The 16,593-nt window shown below is 70.4% G+C and carries 13 protein-coding genes; 4 read left to right on the top strand and 9 right to left on the bottom strand.

The features are described from left to right. Positions 1–58 precede the first annotated feature (58 nt). From EDF40_RS01250 to EDF40_RS01240, 3 genes are read left to right on the top strand one after another with little or no spacing between them, the layout of a single operon-like run. The gene (locus EDF40_RS01250) at positions 59–1,468 is read left to right on the top strand and encodes a polysaccharide biosynthesis tyrosine autokinase (RefSeq protein ID WP_123340026.1); all 1,410 of its coding nucleotides are present in this window, start codon (positions 59–61) and stop codon (positions 1,466–1,468) included. After that, entirely contained in the window at positions 1,465–2,541 is a 1,077-nt protein-coding gene (locus tag EDF40_RS01245) for a polysaccharide pyruvyl transferase family protein (protein ID WP_123340025.1), read from the top strand. The genes EDF40_RS01250 and EDF40_RS01245 overlap by 4 nt, the downstream gene beginning before the upstream one ends. Then, on the top strand, positions 2,538–3,449 hold the full coding sequence (locus EDF40_RS01240) for a glycosyltransferase family 2 protein (RefSeq protein ID WP_185002633.1): 912 nt from the start codon (positions 2,538–2,540) through the stop codon (positions 3,447–3,449). The genes EDF40_RS01245 and EDF40_RS01240 overlap by 4 nt, the downstream gene beginning before the upstream one ends. A gap of 9 nt (positions 3,450–3,458) precedes the next feature. On the opposite strand, the gene EDF40_RS01235 is transcribed toward EDF40_RS01240, so the two are convergent. Next, positions 3,459–4,568 (bottom strand): acyltransferase, encoded by a 1,110-nt coding sequence (locus tag EDF40_RS01235; protein ID WP_185002631.1) that lies wholly within the window; start codon positions 4,566–4,568, stop codon positions 3,459–3,461. Continuing rightward, positions 4,556–6,130, bottom strand: coding sequence for a GH39 family glycosyl hydrolase (locus EDF40_RS01230; protein WP_185002628.1), 1,575 nt, complete (start codon positions 6,128–6,130; stop codon positions 4,556–4,558). Before EDF40_RS01230 ends, EDF40_RS01235 begins: the two co-directional genes overlap by 13 nt. Positions 6,131–6,304: 174 nt before the next feature. On the opposite strand from EDF40_RS01230, the gene EDF40_RS01220 reads away from it, so the two are divergent. Further along, positions 6,305–7,504: an ankyrin repeat domain-containing protein gene (locus EDF40_RS01220; protein ID WP_185002625.1), complete on the top strand. Its 1,200-nt coding sequence runs from the start codon at positions 6,305–6,307 to the stop codon at positions 7,502–7,504. Positions 7,505–7,517: 13 nt separating this feature from the next. On the opposite strand, the gene EDF40_RS01215 is transcribed toward EDF40_RS01220, so the two are convergent. The 7 genes from EDF40_RS01215 to EDF40_RS01185 form a co-directional block, all read right to left on the bottom strand. After that, on the bottom strand, positions 7,518–8,708 hold the full coding sequence (locus EDF40_RS01215) for a glycoside hydrolase family 1 protein (RefSeq protein ID WP_123340021.1): 1,191 nt from the start codon (positions 8,706–8,708) through the stop codon (positions 7,518–7,520). A gap of 12 nt (positions 8,709–8,720) precedes the next feature. Continuing rightward, positions 8,721–9,590: an alpha/beta fold hydrolase gene (locus EDF40_RS01210; protein ID WP_123340020.1), complete on the bottom strand. Its 870-nt coding sequence runs from the start codon at positions 9,588–9,590 to the stop codon at positions 8,721–8,723. After that, on the bottom strand, positions 9,587–11,383 hold the full coding sequence (locus tag EDF40_RS01205) for an ABC transporter ATP-binding protein (protein ID WP_123340019.1): 1,797 nt from the start codon (positions 11,381–11,383) through the stop codon (positions 9,587–9,589). Before EDF40_RS01205 ends, EDF40_RS01210 begins: the two co-directional genes overlap by 4 nt. Further along, positions 11,380–12,324 carry an ABC transporter permease gene (locus EDF40_RS01200; protein WP_123293511.1) on the bottom strand — a complete coding sequence of 315 codons (945 nt, stop codon included), beginning with the start codon at positions 12,322–12,324 and terminating at the stop codon, positions 11,380–11,382. The genes EDF40_RS01205 and EDF40_RS01200 overlap by 4 nt, the downstream gene beginning before the upstream one ends. Continuing rightward, a complete protein-coding gene (locus EDF40_RS01195) occupies positions 12,321–13,301 on the bottom strand; it encodes an ABC transporter permease (protein ID WP_111085432.1) in 981 nt (326 codons plus the stop codon). Before EDF40_RS01195 ends, EDF40_RS01200 begins: the two co-directional genes overlap by 4 nt. Further along, entirely contained in the window at positions 13,298–15,055 is a 1,758-nt protein-coding gene (locus tag EDF40_RS01190) for an ABC transporter substrate-binding protein (RefSeq protein ID WP_228505606.1), read from the bottom strand. Before EDF40_RS01190 ends, EDF40_RS01195 begins: the two co-directional genes overlap by 4 nt. A 412-nt stretch (positions 15,056–15,467) precedes the next feature. Then, on the bottom strand, positions 15,468–16,529 hold the full coding sequence (locus tag EDF40_RS01185) for a LacI family DNA-binding transcriptional regulator (protein WP_258373274.1): 1,062 nt from the start codon (positions 16,527–16,529) through the stop codon (positions 15,468–15,470). Between the last annotated feature and the right edge of the window lie 64 nt (positions 16,530–16,593).

Genomic DNA, 16,593 nt, shown 5'->3' with positions numbered 1-16,593 from the left:
ATATTTCATATCAACTACTATGAGTATCACACAACCGCAATGATCCCGAAAGGCCCCCGTGACCCTCGCGCAGTTCCTCGACGTGCTCCGACGGCGCTGGCCCTCGGTGCTCGTCGTCACCGTCCTCGCCACGGCGACCGCCATCGGGCTCTCGTTCGTCCAGACACCGCAGTACCGTGCCTCGAGCGAGGTCTTCGTCTCGGTCGCCGCGGGGTCCTCCGTGACCGACCTGAGCCAGGGGAACAACTTCTCGGCAGCTCGCGTGAAGTCCTACACGGCACTGGCGGTCACCCCCCGCGTGCTCGGAGCAGCGGCGCAGCAGCTCGGACTCCCCCGGGGCACCGACCTCTCCTCGGTCGTCTCCGCGACGTCGACGAACGACACCGTGATCATCGTCGTCAGCGCGACGTCGGCGTCCCCGACCCGAGCCGCAGCCATCGCCAACGCGGTCACCGAGCAACTCGTCGGCGTGGTGGACGAGGTCGAGCGCTCAGCCCAGAAGAACGCGCTGGTGCACCTCAGCGTCTTCCAGCCGGCACACGCGCCGTCCGTTCCGTACGCACCGCGAGCCTCCGTCACCATCGCGGTCGGGTTGCTGGCCGGCCTCGCGCTCGGGCTGGCCCAGGCGGTGCTGCGCGAGGTGCTCGACACGCGACTGCGGTCGTTCGAGGCGCTGCGCCGCCTCTCGGGTGCGAGCGTCCTCGGTGAGTTCGCGGTCGACGAATCCGTCGCGAAGCACCCGCTCGTGTCCTCCGAGCACAGCTACAGCACCCGGGCCGAGAGCTTCCGCCAGCTCCGGACCCACCTCACCTACACGAACCTGGACGGCGCCTCGCAGAGCATCGTGGTCACGAGCGCGACGCCCGGTGAGGGCAAGTCGTCGACTGCCGTGAACCTCGCGCTCATGCTCGCGCAGAACGGGTCCCGCGTCCTGCTCGTCGACGCCGACCTGCGCCGACCCACGATGGGGACGTACCTCGGCATCGAGAGCCGCGTCGGGCTGTCCACCGTGCTCACGCGCCAGGTGCAGCTCGATGACGCCGTGCAGGTGGTCGGCGCGGACAACCCGTTGCACGTGCTGGCTGCCGGACGCGTGCCGCCGAACCCGAGTGAGCTGCTCAGCTCGAGCCGCATGGTCGACCTCGTGCGCCAACTCGAGGCGAGCTACGACTACGTCATCGTCGACGCTCCTCCGATCCTGCCCGTCACCGACCCAGCGGTACTCGGCGCGATCTGCTCCGGTGTGCTCCTGGTCGCGAGCGTGAACGGTCAGACCAAGCGCGCAGACTTCGTCGCTGCGGAACTCACCCTCCGACAGGTCGGGGCACGCGTGCTCGGCCTGGTCGTCAACCGACTACCGGCACAGCGTCGCGCCAAGACCTACTACAACTACGAGCCGTCCGCGCCGGTGAGCGAGAGCCCCCGCCGGTCGTCTCGAGCCCGACGCTCCCCGGAGGAGACCCGATGACGCGCACCACCCCCCGTTCCTTCGTCTACCTCGGTTGGCAGGGGTACGACAACTTCGGCGACGACCTGCTGCACGAGACGTGGCAGGCGGCGCTCGCACACCCGCTCGACGTCGAGGCGCCGCTCACCGCCCGGCACTACCTGCGCCGAGCGCCGAGGTTCGCGACGGATCGTGCGCGGCTGTTCGGCCGCGAACGAGTCGTCCTGCTCGGCGGCGGGACGACCGTGGGCTTCGCGACCTGGGCCGGGCACGCCGGACGCGCCCAGCGGAACTACGGAGCGGCAGCGACGATCGGGCTCGGCCTGGGCGCCGCTGCATCGCACGACTCGTACGCACTCGGCAGTCAGCCCCACGACTGGGATGCCTGGCGGGCGCTGCAGGACTTCGTGCTGCTCGGGGTGCGGGGCCCGCTCACCGAGCACGAGGTGCGCGAGCACCTGTGCCCGACGGAGGTCGTCGGCGACCCGGCACTCCTCTACCCGCAGCTCGTCCCCGTCGTCGGCTCCGCCCACCCAGGCGGGCGCATCGGCGTGGGCCTCGGCTCCGATCCGCACACGCGCTTCGACGTCGAGACGGTGTCCGCAGCGGTGGACCGCTACGCCGGGGCACACGACGTCGCCGAGGTCGTCGTGTTCGCGTTCTGCCCCGCCGACGTCGCGACCGCGCGAGCCGTGTCCGCGCGGCTGCGCACACCGGCGACCGTGCACACGTACACCGACGTCCTGACGACGATGCAGACCATCGCCGGCTGCGACCTCCTGGTTTCGGAGCGTTTGCACGGCGTGGTCGCTGCGGTGTCGCTCGACGTCCCGACGGTGCCGTTGTCGTACGCCTCGAAGTGCGACGACTTCTGGTCGAGTGTCACCGGGCTGCCGTCACCGATCACCGTCGGACACGACGTCGACGAACTCGTCGCGGCGATGGAGGCCGCGGACGCACTCCGCACGACGATCCGACCGCGGACGGCAGAACTCCAGCGCCGACTCACCGCTGTCCAGCGCTCCCTCGTGTCCTGGCGGGCTGGTACGACCTCCACCGCCGAGCTCCGCACCGCCTCGGAGGCCCGCTCGTGACCATCGACCACCGGTTCCACCTCGTCATCTCGACGAACCGTTCGCCGGAACACCTGTCGAGGTGTCTCGCGTCGATCGACTCCGCGACCGTGTCGGTGTTCGTCACCGTCGTGGAACAACGTCCGGAGCCGGATGCGCTCGCCGTGCTGCAACCGTTCATCGACGCAGGCCACGCCGAGTACGTCCACCACCCGGTCGTGCGTGGCGCGAGTCGTGGACGGAACGCCGGCATGGCTCGGCTGCGCGGTGAGATCGTCGCGTTCCCGGACGACGACTGCTGGTACGAGGTCGGCACGCTCGAACGACTGTCCCAGCGGTTCGAGGACCCGGCGCTCGACGGTGCCTCGATCCCGTGCCGCTCGACGGACGACAGCGGCACGATGCTCCGCTGGCGCCGTCGTGCTTGCCGGGTCACGGCGCGGAACATCCCGCGGACCGTGGTGTGCGCCGGCATCCTGCTGCGCCGCTCGGTGCTCGTCCGCACGGGTGGCTTCGACGAAGAGCTCGGCACGGGCGGAGGCACGCCGTGGGGTGCTGGCGAGGAGAACGACCTCGTCCTCCGCGCACTCGGCACCGGTGCGCGGATCCGGTTCATGCCCGATCTGTGTGTCCGGCATCCCGACTTCCGGGCCGGGGGCATGACGGACGAGACCCTCGCGAAGGTCCGTCGCTACAACCGCGGCTTCGGGAGGGTGCTGCGCAAGCACCGGCTATGGGGCCAGGCAGCTCACTGGATCGCTCGGTCCCTGGTGGGCACGGTGGTGTGCACCCTGCGCGGCGACCGTCCTGCCGCACGCTTCCAACGGACGCAGATGGTCGCCCGGCTGCAGGGGTGGCTCGGCCGCGACGACGAAGGGCGCGTGCACCCGATGGTGTCGACGGTGCCGTCGGTCCCGACGCGCCCCTGACCCGGCCGGTCAGCTCCGGCTCGGCCCGGCCCGCAGGATCGGCCGCTCGAGCGCGTACCACGACACGGCAGCGACGCCGATGGCGAGGACGGCGATCACGGCGCGGACGGGTCCCTGCGTCTCGTGACCGTCGAGCCGGACGGACAGCAGGACGAAGTGCCAGAGGTAGAGGCCGTAGGAGATCGTCCCGAACCAGCGGAGCGCCCGAGCACGAAGCGGCAGGACGGCGCCCCGCACGATCGGCAAGATCGCCGCTGCTGCCAGCACTGCGGCCCCGGTCTCGATCCAGCGCGGGAGCCCCGGGACGCCTGCACCCCACGGCAGGAGGGTCACCACCGACCCGAGCACCAGGAGGAGGACGGCGCACCACCCGACGGCGCCCGCGGTTCGAGGGCCGAACGACTCGCCCGCTCGGGCGCGCTCCGCAACGGCGACGGCACACCCGAGCAGGAGCGCGTACACCGAGGTGTCCAGGGAGTACGCGACCCAGTCGTACGGCATCGTGACGTTCGCGACGCCCCGCCACAGGAGGGCGACGACCAACAGACCGACGAAGGCCCCCACCGCCACGGCCCGTCGTCGGCGGGCGATGGCAACGAGCAGCATCACCAGCGGTGGCCAGACCAGGTAGAACTGCTCCTCGACCGAGAGCGACCAGGTGTGGGCGAGGACACCCATGTCGACGCCGACTGCTCGGGCGAAGTCAGCGGTGTGCGTGCCGGCGAACACCAGCGGACGCCAGTGTTGCGCCAGGGACGGGTCCCGCGCGAGCAGCAGGAGCAGCGGTGTGACCACGAGGACGACCGCGTAGGCGGGCACCAGACGCCGGACACGTCGGAGCACGAAGGCGCGCCAGCGAATGCGGCCCGACGAGGCCACCTCGGTGAGCAGGATCCTCGTGATGAGGAACCCGGACAGCACGAAGAAGGTGGTCACGCCGACGACACCGCCCAGCGGCAGGACGGACTCTGCCGTGTGCGACCCGACGACGAGCAGGACGGCGAGCCCCCGGAGGCCGTCGAGCCCCGGCGCACGGTGGAGTTTGAGATCCGTCGACCGCCGACCGCTCGACCGCACCACCGCGCGCGTGGCGAGCGGCGCTTCGTTCAGTCGTGCCACGACACGAAACGCGGCATCCACGTCGCGCTCATCGACAGGCGGCCGTTGGCACCCGTCACGGAACGGCTGGCACCGTACGCCTCTGTCAAGGTGCCGCCGCCCGGGAGCGCCACCTGCACGGACCGGGTGGCGAACCGGTCTGCGGTCTGCCAGACGACCCGCACGTGCCGACGGCCGTCGGCCGAGTCGAACCGGACCTGGCGGACGTCCCCGGTCCGGAGGTCCGCGGCGTAGTGCATCCCCGCGAGGGTCCGCTGCATGGTGGCGTACGCGGCCGCTGCCGGCTTCGGCTCGTACCCGAGGGACGGACGTTCGGTGAGACCGAAGGCCCGGTACGTGCCGTCTCCCTGTACCCGGTCCGGTGCCGACATCTCGAAGGTGAAGACGCGTTCCACCCCGTACTGCGCTGCGAGCACCTGTGTACGCACCACGAAGGCAGCCTGGTCACCCGTCGGTACGCCGGCGGCACCGGCAGTCGGCCAGCCGACCTCGCTGATCCAGATCGGCAAGGTCGTGCCGTCGGCGCGTGGGTGGGCGTCGACCTCGGCCCGCAACCACCGCAGCGCGTCCTCGATGCAGGGGTTCGTCGCGACGCAGTGCTCCGGCGCCCAGGGCTCGTTGTACGGGTGGATGCTGACGGCGTCGACGTGGTCGGCACCACCGAGATCGAGCCACTCCGCCAGCCACGCACGTTCGGAGTCGGACACCGCGTTCTCGGTCGGGCCGACGATCCGTGCGTCGGGGTCCGCGACCCGGATCGTCCGGGCGGTGAGCTCACCGAGGGCGATGTACGACGCCGGGTCCGACGGCAACGCGCCGTGGTTGTTCTTCCACTCGTTCCAGACCTCGAACGAGCGGTCGGCCTCCGGGTACCGCGCCCGCATGTGCCGGACGGCAGCGTCGACGTACCGGGTCCACGCCGCTGCCTGCACCGGGTCGGACACGTCCGGCGGCGACATCGCCGACGCCGTGTACGCGGGGTGCCCGTAGTCGAGCACGAAGAGCGGGTGCATCGACCGCTCGGCGACCAGCGCGTCGACGCGGGCGTCCGTGGGACCGAAGTCGAAGGTCCCCGGTTGTTTCTCGACGGCGGTCCACTGCAGGTCCTGCCGGTAGCTCCCCGCACCGAGCGCGTCGAGGGTGGGGAGCGCTTCGGCCACGGGGCCGGGGTTCCCGCCCACCGCGAGCCCGAACGACGGATCACGCTCGGCGCGTTCCGTCGTGACGACGAAGCGGGTGGTCGCCGCCGGCGAGCTGTCGACCGTCAGTCGGTACAGCCCGGGGCCGAGCTCGAGCCGGGCCCACACGTCCACCGATGCGGTCGGCGTGCCGGCAAGGACCGCACCACGGACGACGACGGCGCCGTTGGTGTCCGTGACGCGCCACGCGGTGCCCGGCGCGATGCCCGCCGCCGCGAAGCGGACGTCACGGTTGTGCGTGAACAGCCCGTTGCTCGTGGTCGCGCGGACCGTGGGGACGGCGGCCGTGTCAGCGTGGGCCGTGCGGTGCATCACGGATTCGGCACCGGCGGTCGCTCCGATCGCCGTGAGGAGCGCCAGCATCCGCCCGACGCGTCGACGACTGCTGCCCGTGGTGCACCGGGGAGCCCGAGGGCTCCGGAGGCGCTTCGTTCGCGGTGGTGTCATGCGGCGAGTGTGCACGCATCCCGGGGCGATCTGGAAACATTTCATATTCACGACAGGAGCCATGCTAACCGAGCGGGGTAGTGTCGACCCGTGCGATGGAGTCGAGTGAACTGGCCGTCCGTGGGCTACGTCTCCCTCGAGGACTTCGACGGGCAGCGGGAACACGTCGCCCGCGTGCTCGAGGACGCTCCCCCGGCCGTCGCCGCACTCCTGACCGTCAAGTGGACGGACTCCCGCATCGCGCGCTGGGACGTCGAGCACCCGGACCTCGCACACCCCGACGACGACGATGACGACGACACCGGGACGACGGTCGACCTGCCCGGGCACGGTGTCCCCGACCCCGTCGTCGTGCACACCGAGGTCATCGTCCGCAACGACGAGGTCCTCGACACCCCGGACGGCCTCTGGCGCCGGTGGAACCACGCCAGGGTCACGCTCCGACTCCGCGATGCGGTGGTCGACCCGCCGAGCATCGACCCCGCGGCGCTGCTCGCCGGGGATGCCCACGTCGTGCGTGGCGAGCTGGAGTACCTGCACGAGCTCGACCAGTGGGAACTCCGCCTGCTCGTCTCGCCGCTCGGCGAGGTCGCGATCCGTTTCCGGGGCGTCCGGGTCGCGATCCGCAGCGTCCCCGAGTCCGTCTACACGGAGCTCGACGCGCGGCCGGCGCGCGGTTGGAACGGCCCGGTGCCGGACGGCTGGGTCGAGTACGCCACCGAGGTGGTGCGCGCCGCCGCGTACGGCGACCTGGGCGGACTGCACCTGGCCGACGACGCGAGTGACGTCGACGACGTCGACCCGCGCTGGGGCTTCGCCCCGCTGCACGCCGCCGCGTGGTTCGACCGGCCCGAGATGCTCGAGGAGCTCCTCCGCCGCGGCGCGTCGCTGCAGCTCACCGACACCGAGGGGCGGACGCCGCTGACGCTGGCGATCGACCGCGACGCACGTCGGGCGATCGACGTGCTCGTGGCTGCGGGCGCCGACCTGGAGGCCCGGGACACCGACGGCAACACCCCGATCGTCCGCGCCGCGTGGGGTGGCCACGGTGCGATCGTGCGGTCGCTCGCCGCGGCGGGTGCGGACACCAGGGCGCTCGGCTCACGGGGCGCGTCCCTGCTGATCGCCGCGGTCGACTCCGGCGACCCGGACACGGTGCGGTCCGTGCTCGCGCTCGACGTCGACGTGAACGCCGAGGACGACGAGGGCTCGACCGCCACCGCTCGCGCAGAACTGCTCCGCGACCGAGCGGTCGCGGAGCAGTTGGCGCACTACTACTCAGGGAGCTGATCGATCCGGCGGGCTACTCCGCCGTCTCGATGGCGTTCGCCTGGGCCACCCCGCCGTACCAGCGGGCCGAGTCCTTCGGCGTGCGCTCGAAGGTCTCCGGGTCCCACGACACCAGGCCGAAGGTCGGACGGAAGCCGGACGCCCACTCGTAGTTGTCCAGGAGCGACCAGTGCTGGTACCCGAGTACCTCGATGCCGTCCTCGATGCAGCGGTGGATCCCCTCGAGGGCACCCTGCGTGTAGGCCTGGCGACGGGTGTCGTCCGCGGTGGCGATGCCGTTCTCGGTGATCATCAGCGGGACACCGCCGGACAGCTCCCACGCGCTGCGCAGCCCGTCGGCCGAGGCCTCGGGGTAGAACTCCCAGCCGGTCAGGGTCGTCTCGACGTCGTCCGCCACGGGCAACGGACCGGAAGCGCCGATGAAGGTCCGGGTGTACGCCTGCACGCCGAGGAAGTCGTCGCCAGCGGCGTTCTCGAGGTACCAGTCGTCGCGCGGGTACCCGTACTCGCGGAGCATCTCGTCCGCGCCGGGCTCACCGGTGGACTTGAACGCCTGCGTCGCGACGGTCCAGCCGCTCTGGATGCCACCCACCTGGGAGAGCACCTCCCGCGAACGCTTGTGTGACTCGAGCAGGGCGTCGGCCACGCCCAGGTCCGGGTTCGGCAGGCCGTAGGCCACCAGGTTCGACGCGTCCTCGCCGCCGGCGAGCATCGCCGCGATGTTCGGCTCGTTGATCGTGCAGACGTACCGGACACCGTCGGACACCACCGGGAGCGCGGCTTCGGTGTAGCGGGCGAACAGGTCGGCCGCGTCGGGTGCGCGCCAGAAGCCGTCGCGTTCGAACCAGCGGGGCACCGTGAAGTGCATGAGCGTGACGATCGGCTCGATGCCGAACTCGTGGCAGGCGTCGACCATGCGCCGGTAGTGGTCGACCTCGGCACGGCTGACGAACCCGCGCTCCGGCTCGATGCGCGCCCACTCGATGCTGAACCGGTACGAGTTCAGGCCGAGCTCGGCGGCGATCCGGATGTCCTCGCGGTAGCGGTGGTAGCTGTCCGCGGCGTCGCCGGACGGCTCGACGATGGTGGTGTCCGGCTCGTGCTCGTGCACCCACCAGTTCGAGTTGACGTTGTTGCCCTCGATCTGGTGCGCGGCGGTGGCGGCGCCCCAGAGGAAGCCCTTCGGGAAGTCGAGCGTGCTGATGACGGGGTCCTTTCAGTGGGCGTTCATGAACGCATCGAAGACGGCGACGGTCCCGAGCGGGTTCTCGATCTGGGGGCCGTGGTAGCTCTCGGCGATCACCTCGTACGACGCACCGAGACGCGAGGCCATGTCCGCCTGCCACGGGATCGGCCAGGCGCCGTCCCAGACGCCGTGCGCGACGAGCACCGGCAGTCCGGTCGCGCGGAGTTCCTCGGTGGTGTCGGCACGGTCCTCGAGGATCGCCGCGCCACCGAGCACGCTGAGGACGCTCGTGTGGTCGAAGCGCTCGCGGACCATCCGGGCGTCGTCGGGCAGCTCGGCGTCGGGGCGGCCTGCCCAGAGCGGGTTCTGCGCGTCGAACAGCGCGCGGTTGGAGCACGTGTCGGCGACGATCGTCTTCTCTGCTGCCTTGCGGTACGACCAGCCGTGCGGGCCGGAGCAGAACATCGTCACGTCGCGGAACGACGTCGGCGAGGCGATCGCTGCGGCGCGGACGATCACGCCGCCGAGCGAGTGACCGATGAGGTGGACCGGAGCGCCGTCGTCGAGCAGTCCGGCGACGCGGACGACGTCGGCGGCCTCCTGCTCGAGCGTGTACGCCGTGCGGTCGTCGGGCGAGACCGAGTCGGCCTGTCCACGGCGGCTGATCGCCACCGCCGACCACCCGGCGTCGCGGAGGAGCGGCAGGAACGTGCGCCAGTCCTCCTTCGAGCCGGTGTACCCGGGGACGATGAGCACGACACCCTTCGACACCCCGGACGGCACGATCCGGTAGGCCGTGAGGCGGCCGATCGGCAGGTCGATCCCGACGACGTCGACACCGTCCGGCGTCGGCAGGTGGCCGAACGCCGGCACCGCCGGGAAGTCGTGCAGCGTCGTCACAGCCGGCCCTCCGCCAGAGCGCGACGGGGGTTCGGCACGGCGTCGAGCAGGGCGATCGTGTACGGGTCCTGCGGGTTCTGCAGCACCTCGGCCGTGCGTCCCCGCTCGACCACGGCACCCTCGTGGAGCACCATGATGTCGTCGGTGATGAGCCGCGCGCTGAGCAGGTCGTGCGTGATGTAGAGGAGCGAGACGCCCCACTGTTCGCGCAGGTCCTCGAGCAGGGCGAGCACGCCGGCGCGCAACGTCACGTCGAGCATCGAGACCGGCTCGTCGGCGATGATCACCTGCGGGTCGGACGCGAGCGCGCGGGCGATGACGACGCGCTGCCGCTGCCCACCGGACAGCTGGTGCGGGAGCTTCTGCGCGAACTGCTCGACCGGGGTCAGGCCCACGGTCTCGAGGAGCTCGAGCACGCGGCGTCGGGCGTCCTGCCCCTTCAGGTCCGTGTAGTTCGCGATCGGGCGGGACAGCGTGTACTCCACGGTGTGCAGCGGGTTGAGCGCCGCGTACGGGTCCTGGAACACCATCTGCACCTCGGACCGGAGGTCCCGCAGGCCGCGCTTGCCCAGGCGCGCGACGTCGAGGTCACCGAACCGGACGGTGCCGGTCGTCGGCTTCTCGACCCCGGTCAGGAGCTTCGCGATGGTCGACTTGCCCGAACCGGACTGGCCGACCAGGGCGAGCGACTGCCCCGGCTCGAGGGTGAACGACACGTCGCGCACCGCCTGCACGGGCTGCTCGCCACGGCGCGGTGCCGGGTAGGTCTTCACGATGTTCGAGACGACGATCGGGTTCTTCGCCGCCGACCGCTCACGCGACCCGACGGTGCTGAACGACGACGTGGCCTCCTGCCGCTTCTCTCCGGACGTCGCGCGCTGCGACCGGTCCGGGAACCCGGGCAGGGACACGATCTCGGCCCGCGGGTCGGCGTAGTGCGACAAGAGCATCTGCGTGTACTCGTCCTGCGGGTTGCGCAGGAGCTCCTTCGAGCCGCCGTCCTCGACGATGCGGCCCTCGTGCATGACGAGCACCCGCTCGGTGGCCTCGAGCACGATGCCGAGGTCGTGGCTGATCAGGATCGCCGTGAAGCCCTCGGCCTGCTGCAGCTCGATGATCGTGTCCATGACGGCGTGCTGGACGAGCACGTCGAGTGCCGTGGTCGGCTCGTCGAACACCATGAGCTGCGGTTCGAGCGACAGGGCCAGGGCGATCGAGACACGCTGTCGCATGCCGCCGGAGAGCTCCCCCGGGAACCGGGCGAGCATCGACGTCGGTAGCTTCACCTTCTCGATGAGCTCCTTCATCCGGGCGTCCCAGCGGTCGCGCGACACGTGGCCGTGCGCCTTGAAGATGTCGATGAAGTGGTTCCGCACGGTGCGCACCGGGTTGAGCGCGTTCATGCCGGACTGCAGCACCATCGCGAAGCCGCCCTGGCGCTGCTGCCGGAGCGCTTCCTCGTCGAGGTCACGGATGTCGTGACCGTTGAAGACGATGCTGCCGCCGTTCGTCCGCGCCGGCGGCTTCTGCAGACGCGTCAGCGCGTAGCCGAGCGTCGACTTGCCCGAACCGGACTCGCCCACCAGGCCGACGAACTCGCCCTTCCGCAAGCTGAACGACACGTGGTCGACCGCCTGCACGGCCATCTGGCCGGCTGATTCGTACACGACCGACAGGTCGCGGACGTCCAGCAGGACGCCCTGGGCGTCACCACCGTCGGACGGGAGGCCCGTGGCGGCGCCGTCCCGCGCCTCCAGGCCGTCTGCTGGTTGCGTCGTACGCGAGCCGCTCATGCGGTCGCCTCCTTGCGCTTCGGGCGCGCGCCTTCGCGCAGCCGCGGGTTGGACACGGCGTCGACGCCGAAGTTGATCAGGGTGAGGCTCATCGCGAGCAGCGCGATGCAGAGGCCGGGGGCGAAGAGCAGGATCCACTGGCCGGTGAGCAGCGCGTTGGAGTTCTGCGCCCAGTAGAGGATCGTGCCCCAGCTGACGATCGACGAGTCGCCGAGCCCGAGGAACTCGAGGCCCGCCTCGGCCAGGATCGCGCTCGTGGCCGCTCCGAAGAACGAGCCGACGATGAGCGAGGTCATGTTCGGCAGGATCTCGCGGAACACGATGCGGGTCGCACCGTCGCCGGAGAACTGCGCGGCCGTCACGAAGTCGCGACCGCGCAGGGACTGCGTCTGGCTGCGCAGGACGCGTGCGCCCCAGGCCCAGCCGGTGACCACGATCACCGCGATGATGACCGCGATGCCGCCGTTCTGCAGGTACGCCGCGATGACGATCATCAGGGGCAGGCCCGGGATGACCAGGAACAGGTTCACGATGAAGCCGATGACCTCGCCGATCCACCCGCGGACGTAGCCCCAGCTGAGGCCGATCGCGACGGCGACGAGCGTCGACAGGATGCCGGCGACGGCACCCACCATCACGGAGATCCGTGCGCCGTAGATGATCTGGGACAGGACGTCCTCGCCGGCGGCGGTGGTGCCCATCCAGTGGTCGGCGGTCGCGTCGGCGGACCGGGCGAAGCCGTTCTGGCTGGCACCGTACGGGGCCAGGAGCGGCGCGAAGATCGCGACCAACACGAAGACCGCGAGGATGATGATGCCGATCCGGGCCTTCGAGTTCGACCAGACGACGCCGAACTGGCGGGCGATGCTCTTCCACTTGGAAGGAGCCTGTTGTTCGTCGGTGTCCTGGGTCCGTACAGCGACAGTGGCGTTGTTGGTCATCGGCGCGTCCTCGGGTCCAGGACGCCGTACATGACGTCCACGATGAAGTTGGCGATGAGCACCGACACGGTGATCATCAGGAAGAGGGCCTGCATCAGCGGGTAGTCCTGCCCGATGACGGCGTTGAACAGCAGGTAGCCGATGCCCGGGTAACCGAAGACCTGCTCGACCAGCACCGAACCGCCGACCACGCCACCGAGTGCCAGACCGAAGCCGGTCAGGTTCGGCAGGATCGCGTTCCGAGCCGCGTACCGGACGGCCACGGTGCGGCCACGCAGACCGTTCGCCTCGGCGAAGGTCACGTAGTCGTCACCGAGCGTGTTGATCATCGCGTTGCGCATGCCGATGATCCAGCCGCCGAGGCTCGTCACCAGGATCGTCACCGCTGGCAGCACCGCGTGCTGCAGGGCATCGGCCGCGAACGCTCCGTTGAGCCCCGGGGTGGTGGTCGCCGAGTAGGCGCCCGTGGTCGGGAACCAGTGCAGCACGTAGCCGAGGAAGAACAGCAGGAGCAGGGCGGTCCAGAAGTACGGGAACGTCGACATGAACGACCCCGACAGCGTCGGGAGCGAGTCCAGCCAGGTACCGCGCTTCCACGCCGCCGCGACGCCGATCAGGGTGCCGAGGACGAACGCGAGGATCGTCACGACGCCGACCAGGATGAGCGTGTACGGCAGGGCCTTCGACACGAGATCGCCGACCGGCTGCGGGTAGAACGTGTAGCTCACCCCGAAGTCGAGCGTGACGACCTGGTGCAGGTAGTTGACGTACTGGTCCCACAGGTTGCCCGTGGGGACGCCGAGCTGGGCCTCGATGGCCTTCTTGGTGGCTTCGGTGACGGGGCCGTTCTGGCTGAGCTTCGCCAGCGCGGCGTCCGACGGGCTGCCCGGCATGAGGCGCGGGAGCACGAAGTTCAGCGTGACCGCGGCCCAGAGGGTCAGGACGAAGAGGACGAGTTTCTGGAGGATGTACTTCACTTCTGGTCCTCTTGCTGCTTCAGGATCTCCTGGCCGGCTGCGCTGTCCCGGAGCCGGAGCTTCGAGAAGATGAGCAGCGGTGCGGAGTCGTAGTTCTGCGGGGCCATGTACGGGTCCTCGGCGCTGGGCCAACCGACGAACTTGCCGGTGTTGAACAGCCCCCAGAGCCCGCCGTAGTACATGCCGATCACGGGCAGCTCGTCGTACACGATCTCCTGCAGCTGGTTCAGGATCTCCTGCTGCTTCGCGGTGTCCGTCGTCGCCTTGTACTCGTCGAGGAGCTTCTGGGTGTCGGCGTTCTTGTAGCGCTCGTAGTTGTTCACCGTCGACTTGCCGACCGGCTGGTAGAAGTCGCTGCTGAGCAGGGAGTTGAACGCCTGGTAGACGTCACCGTTGCCCATGCCGCCCATCGCCATGTCGAACGTGCCGTTGTTGATGTTCTGCTGGTAGCCGGCGGGCTGCGGTGCCTGGATCGTCACCTTCACGCCGATGGCCGTCAGGTCGCGGCGGACCTCCTGCGCGGCACGGAGCCAGTCCGAGTAGCCGTTCGCGGTCATGATGGTGATGGACAGCTGCTTGCCGTCCTTCATGATCTTCCCGCCCTGCTCGGTCCAGCCGGACTTCGCGAACGCGGCCTTCGCAGCGTCGACGTCCTGCGTGATCATGCCCTTGTCCGGGATGTCCGGGTTGAGGTACTTCTCCTGGTTCGGCAGGATCAGGCCGGTCTGGCCCGCTGCCGCCAGATTGCCCTCGGACGCGGTCTCGGCGATGTCGTCACGGTTCAGCGCGAGCGAGATGCCCTTGCGGACGTTGACGTCGTTGTACGGGGCCTTCGTCAGGTTCGGGATGAGGCCGATCACGCCACCGGCCGGGAACCACCACTGGTTCGTCTTCGACGCGGCACCCCAGGTGCCCTTGACGTCCGAGATGAACGAGTACGCCCAGTCGTAGCCCCGGGTGACGGTGTCGAGCTGCGTGTTCGTCGCCGGCAGGATGAGGTGCTTGATGGCGATCTTGTCGGCCTGCCAGTAGGTCGGGTTCTTGTCCATCGAGTACTGCTGGTCGGTGTAGTTGCCGAGCACGAACGGGCCGGTGCCGACCGGGTTCGGGTCGCGGAACGTCGTGGGGTCCTTCACGCCGCCCCAGTGCTGCTCACCGAGGATGTACGTCGCGCCGATGATGTTCAGGCTCGGCACGTCGTCGCTCTTGAGGTGGAAGACGACGTGGTCGCCGTCCACCTCGATGCTCTTGATGTGCTGCCAGGCGCCCTTGACGTCCATCGCCGGGAACTTCTTCAGCAGGTCGAACGTGAAGACGACGTCCTTCGCCGAGAACGGGGAGCCGTCGGACCACTCGACGCCCTGGCGGATCGTCATGTCGATCGTGCTGGCGTCCGGCTGGCTCCACTTGCTGGCGAGCCACGGGGTGCCCTTGCCGTCGAGGGGGTTGATCTCGATGAGCGGCTCGTACATCCACTTGGAGGCCGTGCGGGCGTTCGCGATGTACGGGTTGAAGTTGCGGTCGAACAGCGGGTTGCCGTGGTCCGCGTTGATGAGCATCGTGTCCTTGCCGATCGTGGGATCGGGTTCGGACCGGACCTGGATGCTGCAGCCGGTGGCCATGAGGGCCACGGCCGCGAGCCCGGCGATCGCCGCGACGAGGCGTCCGCGTCGTCGGGTGCTGCCGGGGCGCGTTCCGGGAGCGCGGGTCCCGGGGTCGCGCTTGCCGCGCGTGCGCTGTGGGGGAAGCGTCATTGCTCGGTCGACCTCCGTGTCGAATCGGTACTGGGTCAATGTATGCGCTTACATCGCGTCGCGCAACACCGGGGTTCCGTGCGGGGGTGGTACGTCGTGGCGGGCGGTAGCAGCGAGGGTCGGAGCGGGGGGCGGAGCGAGGGGCGGAGCGAGGGTCGGAGCGAGGGGCGGAGCGAGGGTCGGAGCGCACGGTGCGCGTTCCGTCGCCGGGCGCGAGGCTGCCCGCTCCGTGCGCGGTTACAGGCCCGCACCGGGCGGTCAACGTCGCACGGGATGAGCAAAGCCGCACGGTGCGGACGCACCGCCGCGCCGCTCGCCGCGCCGCTCGCCGCGCCACGCGCCGCGCCATGCGCCGCGCCATGCGCCGCGCCGCTCGCCGCGCCATGCGCCGCGCCGCTCGCGGCGCCGCACGTCACAGCGCCGGCGGGCAGCTCTCGCGCAGCAGCACCTCGACCGGTAGCCGGACGGCGCGCGGCGGTCCCTCGCGGTGGTCCAGCCGGTCGACGATCGCCCGCACCGCCGCACGCCCGAGCTCCCCCATCGGCTGGTGCACGGTGGTGAGCCGCGGCGACGAGAAGCGCCCGGCGTCGATGCCGTCGAAGCCGGTGACGACGACGTCCTCGGGCACGCGCAGGCCCCGGGCCGTGGCGGCGTCGAGCACGCCGAGCGCCGACTGGTCGTTCGAGCACACGATGGCCCGGGGCACCTCGTCCGCCAGCAGCGTCGCCGCCAGCTCCCGCGCTCGCGCCCGGCCGAAGTCGCCGTGCACCACCCGGACCGACGACGCCGGCACCCCGTGGTCTGCCAACGCCGACCGGAAGCCCGTCGAGCGCTCCATGTCGTCCGGCGAGTCGATCGGGCCCGCGACGTACGCGAGCGACCGGATGCCGAGCCGCCCGATCACGTGCGATGCGAGCGTCCGCATGCCGGCGCTGTTGTCCACGCTCACGGAGTCGAACCCGTGCGACCGCCGGTCGTCGGCGAGCACCACGACCGGGATCCGACGGGCGACGTGCTCGAGCAGGTCGTCCGGCACGGTCTGCGCGAGCACGGCGAGGCCGTCCACCCGGCCGGCGACGTCGTTGACGATCACGTCGCGCGAGGACCCCCGACCGGCGGCGACCATGAGCGCGAGTCCGCGCTGCCAGGCCTCGGTCTCGGCGCCGCGCAGGACCTCGTCGAAGTACAGGTTCGAGGAGAACGGCTGGGTCACGTGGCGGCGGTCGTCGACCACGCGGACGCCCCCGTCGGTGACCAGGTCCGGCCGTTCGTCGGGCACCACGTCGAACCCGGGCAGCAACAGTCCGACGACGCCGGTGCGCTTGCCGGCGAGGGCTCGGGCGTTGCCGGAGGGCACGTAGCCGAGGCTGCGGATCGCCGCTTGGACGCGGTCGCGGGTGCCCTCGCGGACGGCGTCCGGCGTGCGGAGCACGCGCGAGACGGTCGCGATCGAGACGTTCGCGGCACTGGCCACGTCGTAGACCGTGGGAGGTGCGGTACGTGGTGCAGCCAAGCCGTGCCTCCCGTCCGACGTCCGC

Source organism: Curtobacterium sp. PhB170 (assembly GCF_003752345.1).
GTDB lineage: Bacteria > Actinomycetota > Actinomycetes > Actinomycetales > Microbacteriaceae > Curtobacterium.
The sequence above is the reverse complement of the archived record's forward strand: the minus strand, read 5'-3'. Positions and strand labels throughout refer to the sequence as shown.

Bases quoted from the DNA above. Each gene is read 5' to 3' on its own strand.
- EDF40_RS01245 (WP_123340025.1), top strand. From the start codon at position 1,465: ATGACGCGCACCACCCCCCGTTCCTTCGTCTACCTCGGTTGGCAGGGG.
- EDF40_RS01230 (WP_185002628.1), bottom strand. From the start codon at position 6,130: ATGCTGGCGCTCCTCACGGCGATCGGAGCGACCGCCGGTGCCGAATCC.
- EDF40_RS01190 (WP_228505606.1), bottom strand. From the start codon at position 15,055: ATGACGCTTCCCCCACAGCGCACGCGCGGCAAGCGCGACCCCGGGACC.
- EDF40_RS01205 (WP_123340019.1), bottom strand. From the start codon at position 11,383: ATGAGCGGCTCGCGTACGACGCAACCAGCAGACGGCCTGGAGGCGCGG.
- EDF40_RS01200 (WP_123293511.1), bottom strand. From the start codon at position 12,324: ATGACCAACAACGCCACTGTCGCTGTACGGACCCAGGACACCGACGAA.